Annotated in this window: 13 protein-coding genes; 8 read left to right on the forward strand and 5 right to left on the reverse strand. The window is 47.6% G+C overall.

Annotation, left to right across the window (positions count from 1 at the left end):
* Positions 1–92: 92 nt before the first annotated feature.
* On the reverse strand, positions 93–503 hold the full coding sequence (locus JCM16161_RS05385; protein WP_054855214.1) for an amidohydrolase family protein: 411 nt from the start codon (positions 501–503) through the stop codon (positions 93–95).
* Between the two features lie 119 nt (positions 504–622).
* Positions 623–2,041 carry an APC family permease gene (locus tag JCM16161_RS05390; RefSeq protein ID WP_243669566.1) on the reverse strand — a complete coding sequence of 473 codons (1,419 nt, stop codon included), beginning with the start codon at positions 2,039–2,041 and terminating at the stop codon, positions 623–625.
* Positions 2,042–2,230: 189 nt separating this feature from the next.
* Between JCM16161_RS05390 and JCM16161_RS05395 the strand changes: the two genes are divergently transcribed.
* Positions 2,231–2,800 carry a gamma-glutamyl-gamma-aminobutyrate hydrolase family protein gene (locus JCM16161_RS05395; protein ID WP_054855215.1) on the forward strand — a complete coding sequence of 190 codons (570 nt, stop codon included), beginning with the start codon at positions 2,231–2,233 and terminating at the stop codon, positions 2,798–2,800.
* Positions 2,801–2,897: 97 nt separating this feature from the next.
* Entirely contained in the window at positions 2,898–4,022 is a 1,125-nt protein-coding gene (locus tag JCM16161_RS05400; RefSeq protein ID WP_054855216.1) for a GMP synthase, read from the forward strand.
* Positions 4,023–4,024: 2 nt separating this feature from the next.
* Here JCM16161_RS05400 and JCM16161_RS15845 read toward each other — a convergent pair whose 3' ends face one another.
* Positions 4,025–4,162 carry a hypothetical protein gene (locus JCM16161_RS15845; RefSeq protein ID WP_243669568.1) on the reverse strand — a complete coding sequence of 46 codons (138 nt, stop codon included), beginning with the start codon at positions 4,160–4,162 and terminating at the stop codon, positions 4,025–4,027.
* A gap of 37 nt (positions 4,163–4,199) precedes the next feature.
* Entirely contained in the window at positions 4,200–4,586 is a 387-nt protein-coding gene (locus JCM16161_RS05405) for a hypothetical protein (protein WP_243669570.1), read from the reverse strand.
* 391 nt (positions 4,587–4,977) lie between these two features.
* Here JCM16161_RS05405 and JCM16161_RS05410 point away from each other — a divergent pair, with 391 nt between their 5' ends.
* The 3 genes from JCM16161_RS05410 to JCM16161_RS05420 all read left to right on the forward strand — a co-directional run bounded on the left by JCM16161_RS05410 (position 4,978) and on the right by JCM16161_RS05420 (position 6,307).
* Complete coding sequence (locus JCM16161_RS05410) at positions 4,978–5,193, forward strand: hypothetical protein (RefSeq protein ID WP_054855217.1); 216 nt, start codon at positions 4,978–4,980, stop codon at positions 5,191–5,193.
* Positions 5,194–5,662: 469 nt separating this feature from the next.
* A complete protein-coding gene (locus tag JCM16161_RS05415; RefSeq protein ID WP_054855218.1) occupies positions 5,663–5,974 on the forward strand; it encodes a hypothetical protein in 312 nt (103 codons plus the stop codon).
* Between the two features lie 42 nt (positions 5,975–6,016).
* On the forward strand, positions 6,017–6,307 hold the full coding sequence (locus JCM16161_RS05420; protein WP_054855219.1) for a hypothetical protein: 291 nt from the start codon (positions 6,017–6,019) through the stop codon (positions 6,305–6,307).
* Here JCM16161_RS05420 and JCM16161_RS15850 read toward each other — a convergent pair.
* Positions 6,278–6,556, reverse strand: coding sequence for a hypothetical protein (locus JCM16161_RS15850; RefSeq protein WP_243669572.1), 279 nt, complete (start codon positions 6,554–6,556; stop codon positions 6,278–6,280). The two genes, JCM16161_RS05420 and JCM16161_RS15850, sit on opposite strands and share 30 nt — an antisense overlap.
* 18 nt (positions 6,557–6,574) lie before the next feature.
* On the opposite strand from JCM16161_RS15850, the gene JCM16161_RS15855 reads away from it, so the two are divergent.
* The 3 genes from JCM16161_RS15855 to JCM16161_RS05430 all read left to right on the forward strand — a co-directional run bounded on the left by JCM16161_RS15855 (position 6,575) and on the right by JCM16161_RS05430 (position 9,385).
* Complete coding sequence (locus JCM16161_RS15855) at positions 6,575–6,790, forward strand: hypothetical protein (RefSeq protein WP_243669574.1); 216 nt, start codon at positions 6,575–6,577, stop codon at positions 6,788–6,790.
* Between the two features lie 434 nt (positions 6,791–7,224).
* Positions 7,225–7,413: a hypothetical protein gene (locus tag JCM16161_RS15860; RefSeq protein ID WP_243669576.1), complete on the forward strand. Its 189-nt coding sequence runs from the start codon at positions 7,225–7,227 to the stop codon at positions 7,411–7,413.
* Between the two features lie 307 nt (positions 7,414–7,720).
* Complete coding sequence (locus JCM16161_RS05430) at positions 7,721–9,385, forward strand: hypothetical protein (protein ID WP_243669578.1); 1,665 nt, start codon at positions 7,721–7,723, stop codon at positions 9,383–9,385.
* Positions 9,386–10,297 lie beyond the last annotated feature (912 nt).

The raw sequence follows: 10,297 nt of genomic DNA on the forward strand, positions 1-10,297 counted from the left end.
AACCTCCCCAGCATCAACCACCTCATTCCCACGTACATTAAAGGTCGAAGGCGTAACCACACCCCTAATCCCAACCTCATTAATAGCCCTAATTAACTCCCTGGCTTTGGCGCGCCCGCCTCTATGAAGTATGTGACTCCGTTCTTGGCCATGGCGACGACACTCACCAGGGATGATAGGTATGCCAGGTCGTCAGTTAGTAAATCCTCAAAGGGTACTAGGAGCTTAGTCCATATCGGAGGTAACGCGAGTTTCTCATCATTAATGAACGACCTAAGCAACACCTGCTGGGTATGGGTGTGGGCATCAATGAGGCCCGGCATTAATACATGCCTATCCCTGTTAATGACCTCCTCACCCCTGTACCGACTGAGTACCTCGCTCGCCCTACCCACGGCCTTTATTAAGCCGTTATCTATGGCTACGGCACCATCCTCGATAATCATTGGATTTGACATTGTTATTACGTACCTAGCCCTAATGACTAGGTCGACAGGCTCCATTAATAATCACTCGGGCGGTATCTCGACGTATGCCACGGAAATGTCCATGCCATACCTCCTCAGGTATATGGACCTAGCCACCAGGTAGGCTATGACCCCCAGTATGAAGGCGCCGATTATTACGCCGTAGGCGAGCCAGTTGCCGCCCCAAATCTGTGGGTAGCTAGGAACTCATAGTCCAGGTAAATGAACACTAGGAATTGAAGAATACCCGCGGCAATAAGTGCCGCCTTAACTCCGCCGCTTAGTTCATGGTTTTTCCTGAGCGCTATTATTACCGCCGCAATACCTACAAATGCCAGGTACGTTAATGGCCCGACCTCGGTGCCGTAGAGTGCCGTGAATGTTCCGTAAAATAACCCAGTGACTGTGATGAGGGCTGAGGTAACGACTAGGTCGAATAGGTGTGCGTATATTGGTGTTCCGAACCTCGGGCTTAGGTAGGCGAAGAGGCTTGGCCAGACCCTGTCGAAGGCGAGGGCAAACCAGTACCTGACTATGACTATGGCGCCATAGGCCAGTATTGCCAGGTACCAAGCCACCGACGACACACCAATGAACCACTTAAGCGCATAGTTGTTGGACAACGCCATTGCAATGGTCCAGAAGTTAACGTTGCCACTAACCAACCCATTAACATTGGGGTTGGATAATGCCGCGGTCACGAAGTTAAAGCCTAGCGAGTAGTACATGGCCTCAAACCCTATGGTTGCCATTACCATGGTTATGAGGGCTGCGACAGGTACGTTGTACTTAATCGCATTTCTACCCCTTATCTCAGAGGCTATTGCTGGCCCGGCCATTAGCCATGGGTATACGTAGAGGGCGAAGAAGGGTATTACCATGAATATACCACTTAATGTGGCTTCAGGCCCCTTATAGCTACTGGTCAGTGATGAGTATGTGTAGCCACTCGGTAGTAAATTATTAATCGCAGCTATTGCCGTTGACCTAGGTGTTAGGAACATTATGGCTATTGCGATTATTAACCCAATCATCGATATCGTGGTTAGTGCAGTCATCAGCCTAAAGCCATACTTAGTGCCCAGTATGTTTGCCAGGACTATGACTGCGAAGAAGGCTATGGCCGTGGCTATCATGTCCCAGGTACTGAAGGACGCAGCTACACCCAGTATGGGTAGTATCGACTCAAGCTGGAAAACACCGGCTATTGCAATGAGTGCGTAGTACGCCAATGCTTGTATAACGAATGCCATGACCAATCCATTAATGAGCCAGGCAGCCCTGGGCCCAAATGCCCTGGTTAGCCATACATAGTCACCACCGGTACGCGGTATTAACGTGGTTAATAATGAATAGACAATTACCTGGGGTATCGAGAGTAGGAATGCAATTAATGATGCATATACGAAGTTGACACCAACCACCGTTGGTAAGGCAGCAAGTGTGAAGCCTGCCGTACCGAGAGCCGCGCCTATTGACATGTTGGCTATGTTTATTGAAACGGCATCCCAAAAACCAGCCTCCTTAACCAGGCCCGTGGACTCCCTAAGGAATACGCCCTGTTTAGCCCCCATTGTTCCATCGAGAATTGGAATATTTAAAAATCTTTCGCGTAAGAATTTACGATTTTTTATTTAAATAATTGATTAAATTGTTTAATTAATTCATTAAAAATAAATCGAGAATGAGTCCGTGTTAATCACGTAGACCTGGCTTATTGTTGATGAAAAGTATTTAAATAGTTATGAAGAAGTACCTATTCCGTGGTTGTTGGGGTTCTTGATTTCGGTGGCCAATACAACCACCTAATACTTAGGCGTGTGACTGAGTTGGGCTTTAGGGGTGAGTTCCTGAGCCCAGATGAACCGCTTAATAGGGTTAGGCAGTTGTTTGATTGCCTAATCATTAGTGGTGGTCCCTGGAACATACCTGAGGACCTGCCGAGGACGGGTAATGCCGTTAATTACATACTTGAGTTTCCAGGGCCTGTGCTCGGCATATGCCTTGGGCATCAATTAATGGCTTACGCGTATGGCGGTGAGTTGGTGAGGGATCGCCCTGAATTCGGTGGTGTTAGGATCTACGTTGATAGGGAGGACACAATACTTAGGGGCGTTCCCAGGGAATTCATTGCCTGGGAGAGCCATAACATAAGCGTTGCTAGGCAACCCAGGGGTTTTGATGCGATCGCGCATAGCGATACCGTGCCGATTGAGGCAATGGTTAATGAGAGGATTAGTAGGTTTGGCGTTCAGTTCCACCCTGAGGTGAGGCATACGGAGTACGGTATCGTGATCATGAGGAACTTCCTCGAGCTATGTCGGCGTAAGTAATGCGGTATTATTTATATATTTAATTAAATAATTAATTGAGTAATACAGGGAGTTCATAGACTAAGATATTTAAACAGTCCATTGAATACGCACTGGCATGGAGGTGGCGGTAATTGATAGGGTGATTGAGAATATTAGGTCGTTACCGATCAAGTGCGCACTCGCGGCCATATCAGGTGGGGTTGATAGTACGACTGCGGCGGTCCTCGTGAGGAGGGCCATTGGTGATAGGCTTAGGGCTGTATTCATAGATACGGGCTTCATGAGAATGAACGAGCCAATGCACGTTAGGGAATCGCTCAAAGACATCCTTACGATAGAGGTGATTGATGCGCGTGATAGGTTTTACCGTGAATTGCTTGGGCTTAGTGACGCTGAGGAGAAGAGGGTTAGGTTTAGGGAGACGTTTTATACGGTGCTTTCGGAGGTTGCCAGGGAATACGGTTGTGACTGGCTTGTCCAGGGCACAATAGCCCCCGACTGGATCGAGACCAGGGGTGGAATTAAGACGCAGCACAACGTGCTTGAGCAGATAGGCATAGACACTGCCTCGAAATACGGCTTCAAACTCCTCGAGCCACTTAAGGAGTTTTATAAGGACCAGGTCAGGGAGTTGGCGAGGGCGCTCGGTATACCGATTGGGATAGTCAATAGGCAGCCGTTCCCAGGGCCCGGGCTCAGTATTAGGGCTGTGGGTGAGTTAACGCTTGAGAAGCTTGACGTGGTCAGGAGGGCCACGCAAATCGTCGAGAGGAGGTTGGAGGGCCTAGGCCTGAGTCAGTGGTTCGCCGCTGCATGGGAGTATGACGTGGTTTATAGCGAGGATTTGTCAAGGATGGTTAGTGGGCTTGGCGGTCTCAATGCATACCTATTTAGGGTTAGGGCTACGGGTGTTAAGGGTGATTCCAGGTCCTACGGAAACGTGGTGCTGGTTAGGGGGGACCCAGGTAATTGGGGCCTGGTCTATGACCTATATAGGTACCTGGGCGCATCACCGGACGTCACTCACGTGGTTTATGAATTAATGGGGAGGGGTTCCGGTAGGTACTTCGTCTCGATAAGGGCTGTGCTCACTGAGGACTTCATGACCGCTGACGTAGCCAGGATACCGCGTGGCATGCTCATGGAGATTGCCCAGGAGGTGCTGATTAATGATGATAGGGTTGCCGCAGTTGGTTATGACGTGACGCCGAAGCCCCCAGCTACGATTGAGTATGAGTGATGTTAACGGAGTAACCTCATTAATTTAGCAACGAAGTCCTCACCAAAGTAATCACTCAATCTCAACCTCCTTATCACGGACTCGGAGTCTAAGCCCTGGGCCTGGTTTCTAATGACCTCACCAACCTCCCATGGAAACAAAACCCACCTATCAGTGACACCGACGTAGAAGTCGGGCTTAACCCTTGACCAGGCTTAACATAGAGCGTCGCCACCCTAACCTCCCTGGCGCCGTAGAACTTAAGTAAATCTTTGGCGGTAGCAGCGTCTTACCCGTATCGGCCACGTCATCCACCACCAAGACACTCCTACCCCTCAAATCACGTATTATTGGGTAAGTAATGACGGGCTCCTCGCCCTGGCCAACCCTCGTACCATAACTCACAAGTCCGAGAACCACCAAGTCATCAACACCGAGGAAGTCGGAGACCAGCTTACCCACTATGTATCCACCCCTGAGTATTGCAATTATTGAGTCAGGCCTATAGCCTGATTCCTTAATCATTAATGATAGGTCCAGCGTTAAATTAACGAGCTCCTGCCAATTAAGGATTAGGAATTCCATTAATCAACTCAATTAAACAATATGTTAAAAGGCTTTCCTCGCGCAGGTAATAATCCTCACCATAAGCAATTAAATGAATTAATTAAATAATCTTAAGGCAAGGGAGGGTTTGCCCCCTGCATGCACCCACACCATTGGGTCCCAGCGGCCCGGTTTTGCCGGGTCGTTGGGTGGCCCAATGGTGTGAATGCAAGGCAGGTATGGGCTCTCTATGTCTTACTTTTTCTCTGTATTTATATTAATTATCATTCTCGATGTTGTCTATAATATTTAAAGGATATTCCTAAAATTCTCCATGAGATACATGTGTAATGTACTTTATTGCCTCTTTTTTATTTTACTTTTCATTTGGGATAGAAAATAATTTAAGCTTATCTGGAATAGAAACAGTGTGAAGAAGACCCTTAAGTGCCCTGGTATGGAGTTGGATAGATTCCTCGACTGCGCATTTAGGGCTATTGTTAAGGCTAAGTTGGGCCTCGTGGATAAGGACGAGGCACTTGATGCACTTTGGGAGTATCTCGTGAACATAGACTATGAAGTAAAGATTCTCGAAAGGAGGATCAGTATGGGTGATATCACGGAAAAGGAAGCCAATGACGACTAGGTAGTTTTTCCTTTAGAGTTAGCTTAGCTATGTATACCTCTAATTCCCAATTTTTATGGGAGGTGTAAGGGAGTTACTAAGTTTAGTATCAGGCTAAGACTTCGAACTCAATACCTTAGTCATACTAGGCACTGCCCTGTTTAGGCAATGCACGGTTAAGAAACCACAGTCATCGCCTAATCATTACATTTATTTCCTCATATTAGTAACATCAATCATGCACAAACCCACCTGATGAATACAGTCATAACTAGAGAAGCACTTGCCACAGTCATGCCCCCATTGAATTCGTAATGCACCGATTTAACGCATGACTCTTAAATTAATGCCCTCTATTAAATACTACGCCTGAGGAACGCCTTAATGGGCGAGTGCTCATAAACAGTAAAGCCACTTAACCCCGCTCGGCTCACTTTCTCTGAACACCCGAAGTAAAAAAAGTTCTGTGAAATAGATGGTTTTGATGAGTATGGGTTCCAAGTCAAGGCTTTTGCTTGCTGCCGCCGTGGTCATAGTCGCAGTTGCTGCCGTCTCATTCGTGGTTAGGTACTTCCTCATACCCAGGCCCTTCTACTCATCGTACATAATACCTAAGGCTATTGATTACGGCTTTCTCTATTGCAACAATCATCTCATAGTTATTCCTGGAAATTCAATGGTTATTCTCCGTTATCATGTTCATGGTGATGTAACCGTCAATGGCGTGGTCATTTACATGGCTTTCCCAGCTGACCTAATTAATGAGACCTTAAGCGCCTTCTCGAGACTGCCGAACGAGTGATGCCATGATGCTCAGTGTCTATGTTAATGGCAAGTTAATTGCGTGAATAATGACTCATCGCCGATCTTTGGTTTAAAGGCTTCTGTGAGTATACCATATCATTACAGTAACGAGACCGTGACCTTCTGGCAACTACTGAGATTGAGAAATGAGACGCACACCCTAGTTGAGTACACGAGCTATGGGGTCGCCCTCCCAACGATTATCCTCACGCCAAGTGATACCCTGACAGTCATCATCTACTCGGCGGTACCCTACGCATTACCTTCGTGCGCCGTGACCAACGAGAGTTCCGAGGTTGGGTTAATGATTGAGGAGCATTGGATTGGTTGATCGGCGTTTATGGCGTAGCCAATGCCACACCAACGGCTGAGCAACTATACGAGGAGGCAGGTACATAACCGAGGAACCAATCATATACGTAATCAACGTTGCAAGTCCAATAGGCCAACTACCGCAGGAATTAACGCCTGGACTTACCGTTAGTGCAAGGCCGTTTATTACTGGGTACGCCCCATCATTCGCGATTGGGCAAGCACTACCACCAACAAGCAGTGGGTGATAGATATGGTGGGCAAGCATAAGGTTATCTCGGTAATCGTGGTATTACTCCTTATAGTACTAACCGTGTTAATGGCGCTACCGAGACAGGCCGCCGCGCAAAGCAATTCCTGCACGCAGGCCATTGGCAACTGCAATTATGAAATCACGACAAATGGGATAACACTAAGCTTCGTTAGTGCTCAGGCGTATATAACGAACACGATGACCGTGCAGTCCTACACCTGGGGAGACAGTACTTGCATTACTATATAATCCGGACATAAATATGGTGTGCGGTCCACTTGCCTGGTACTACGGAAGCACCGGGTATTGGGACCAGGGGGTTATAGCATACGGTGTGGTGGAGAACCCACCAGGGCAACCGGGCACCATAGGTAATTTATACCTCATGGTACAGGCATATAATTGTTCAGGATATTTAGTATGGAGTAATCTACCTCCTGACCTCAGCCAACCCACGGCTACGGACGTCCCATGGCCGCTTACCTCAGGCTCTGAGTGGGGCATCACATATTATGTTGGTAGTAATGGCTTAATTAGCCAGGTTTATGAGTATCTGTACATACCAGTTAATGGAGGGGAGTATTATCAACAATACTTAGCAAACATAACCATCCCATCCCAATACACTAATCGTTGGTACAGGTCCAACGTGATTTGGGCCGGTAGCCCTTGGCGGTGGTTCAGTGAGCTTTTACCCAGGTGGTTCCGGCCAGTTCCTCTATAACTCCAACCCATCCCATGTAAACCTATATCAAGGCCCATTAACCGCCAATGCTGCGGAGAGCTCCAACGTAAACTATACACAAATGTATACTCCACCACCAAACACATGCACCCTATACGAATTATACCAGGACTTCCAGACAACGTAGTTTAGCCACAGCATAGGGCCTTAACTCAAAACCAACCCCCTTCTATCCCATGCCCTTCCCAACTTCCTGGCAATCAGTTAGTGCCTCTCCCCTGAGGTTTATGTACGAAACCCAGCCACTAAAGATGCAGTTGCGACTATGGTATTCCATTAACGGGAACCTTAACAAAAACCTGCTTAATCACCACATAATCCACGACGTTCAACCCCACTCGAATCACTTTTTATGAATAGGCGGAGTAAAAAAAAGTCCGGTGGATTAGGTAAAGCTGATTGTTATGGGGTTAAGATCGAGGTGGCTACTGTTGATGGCTTTTGTATTTTCAGTAGCATCTGTATTGCTGGTCTCGTTCATAGTGCTCGGCCAGCAGTCTAGGGCTGGCTTGAGGCCGTTCATGGTGATTAATAGGACTGATTACCAGGTGGATTACTATGAGTTGTCGGTTGGTGAGCCGACGTTGATTATTAGGGGTATGTATGATGGCTCGCCGGTGCCGATAACCGTGAGCCTATTCGCCTTCACACCAGGCAAGCTGTACGTAGTTGGTTATTACTACGGCGATGGTGCCGTGTCAATAAACCTCACGGGCAACCTAATTACGCACGTAGCCAATAGGTGGCTTGGTAGGTATGGCGAGGCCCTATGGCCATCACTAATAGCCTTCATAACGTACACCTCAGGCAATAGATCGTGGACTGCGATCACGGTAATTCCCTACGATCCATCCTGGATAGCCGCAAGGAAGCCCATATCGATTGCAGCCACGGTGGAGTTTAGTAGGGTTAAACCCATACTCATAAAACCCCTGGGTACAGGTGAAGATCCTAACGTAAATCCCACCACGATCACAAGCCCAGGGGGTGGTGAGGAGTACTTTGGCTACATGTATATGGGCAGTTGCCTGGGTAATAGCGTTGTTGAGAGTGCCGCAAACCAATTGACTGAGAATTACGGGAGTAATGTAGCCATTTGGGAGCCTGTGGAGTGTGAGGAGCTTGAGGGTCCAATACCGCTGATATTCGTTGGCTGGAGCCAGAACGCAATACAAAACAGCATACAGTTTATATCTATTACCGATTTCTCAGGAACTGCGCAAAAGGGCTCCGGGCTTTATGGTGTCGTCAACATAACGTATCCCGAGGCATCACCCCCAACATCGCAATTATCACTCGTAGGCCCAACAATAACGTTTAATAGTAATTATAATTTGCAGGTTGAATATGCATCGTTTGTTGGCGGCTATGTGAACAATGAGGGAGGGGTTGGAGATGTTGTTATTGAGTATGGTTCATCAACAAGTTCAACACTGTCGGGAACGGCCTTGACGTACACGGTCCCTAGTCAGGGATTCGTATACCTTGGTCTATATGGGAATATTTCCTACGTATCCTTTGAGGAGTACGTGTATGGTCAACCAATAAATGCCTGGGCTAATGGCACAATGCCGCTATCGATCTCTCCAAGCGAGATCTCCGGTGATGCTCTCTTTATATATCCTGGCCTTGACACCGGTAATGGTCCCATCACGGGGATGTTCACGGCAATACTCTATGACTACCAGACGACGGGCCAACTACCAATAAGCCTATTGGACGGATACTCATACCCAGTAAACCAGCAATGCAGCAACGCACCGCCAGCGACGCAGACTGGTTCGAACCAAATATCCTACACCCTGAGCGCCGTGACGAATACCTACTCGCCTAACCCCATTGGGTGGGCTTACTTGGCGGGTTCCCTAGTGGCCGGAATATTCCTCACCTATTTACCTTTGTGGCTACAAATCACCGCTGGTTCGGCAATCACAATCCTAGGCGTCTTTATACCCACTAACCTATTCTACAATAATCAATTTGCGCTGCAGGCCACTGTATATATTAATTATTACGCTTCCTCCACCAAATCGTTCTATGTCACGCTCTTAGGCACGCAACAAGCCTCAAACGCCCAGGGGCTCTACCAATGGGTATGATAATAAACGAGACTAAGTACTACCTAGGTATTCAAAGCTGTCAAAGCTAACCACCGGCAGGCTAATCGCCAAGGCCATGAGGTGTTCAGGGAAAATGCTTAATGAGATAATGAGCGAGGGCAGGACAAGGAGAGCATAGTTGATGAAAACTAAACCACTACATAAGGAATTCCCTTTCAAGTGATTGCATGGTTACGTTCGCGAATTAATCAATTCCTCATGATGATGTAGCTAATAATCATTATTAGATTATAAATGCGTGAGTCATGGGATCATTAGTTCTGATCCACACATTCAAAATTAGCGCCACCTGAATGTGTGACCCAACTCGTAGTAACCAGTGTAGAAACACGGCTTAAAACTTGGTTCTTTAATACTTAAACTAGTTAATAGCTTGTTATGATGTGCGGGGTGGGGCTAGACCCGCGTGAGTGAAAGGGTGCAGAGCTGACCCGTGATGACTGGCCACTAGGCCGATGGGGGCCAGCCCACCCCGCTGTTTAGGTTATGCCTATTGGGGCTTATAGGCTTTTCTCTTAGGGAAAAGCGGGTAAGCCAATCACTGGTAAAGCAAGCACGGTGTACGCCTCAGATACCATTGCCTCGGTTTTTCGCGCCTTGGTGACCAGTAGTGCTCTATGAGTACCCTGTGCTCTAAAGGTGGTGCCCTTCCCTGCAGGGTGTTGATAATGGACTCGGGCACTCCCTGGCTGATCACACATGTTGCGAAGAGTTTATGGGGTCCATGGGGTTTGGCTTTGTTGGTTGTGGCTACGTGTTAATTCCGTAACAGCTCGACCATGTACTTCATGGTCCTGCTTAGTGTTACTTCCCTCTCATTGGTTTCGTCTCCACAGACGTACCTTACCTTGACTGTTTTCGGCTCATTGCTCGTTATTACGTAGGTTGCTC

The organism is Vulcanisaeta sp. JCM 16161 (assembly GCF_001316285.1).

What these genes read in the sequence shown, in the direction of transcription:
- JCM16161_RS05385 (WP_054855214.1), bottom strand. Translation starts at nt 503, where the DNA reads ATGGAGCCTGTCGACCTAGTCATTAGGGCTAGGTACGTAATAACAATG.
- JCM16161_RS05430 (WP_243669578.1), top strand. Translation starts at nt 7,721, where the DNA reads ATGGCTTTTGTATTTTCAGTAGCATCTGTATTGCTGGTCTCGTTCATA.
- JCM16161_RS05390 (WP_243669566.1), bottom strand. Translation starts at nt 2,041, where the DNA reads ATGGGGGCTAAACAGGGCGTATTCCTTAGGGAGTCCACGGGCCTGGTT.
- JCM16161_RS05405 (WP_243669570.1), bottom strand. Translation starts at nt 4,586, where the DNA reads ATGGAATTCCTAATCCTTAATTGGCAGGAGCTCGTTAATTTAACGCTG.
- JCM16161_RS05415 (WP_054855218.1), top strand. Translation starts at nt 5,663, where the DNA reads ATGGGTTCCAAGTCAAGGCTTTTGCTTGCTGCCGCCGTGGTCATAGTC.
- JCM16161_RS15850 (WP_243669572.1), bottom strand. Translation starts at nt 6,556, where the DNA reads ATGCTTGCCCACCATATCTATCACCCACTGCTTGTTGGTGGTAGTGCT.
- JCM16161_RS05400 (WP_054855216.1), top strand. Translation starts at nt 2,898, where the DNA reads ATGGAGGTGGCGGTAATTGATAGGGTGATTGAGAATATTAGGTCGTTA.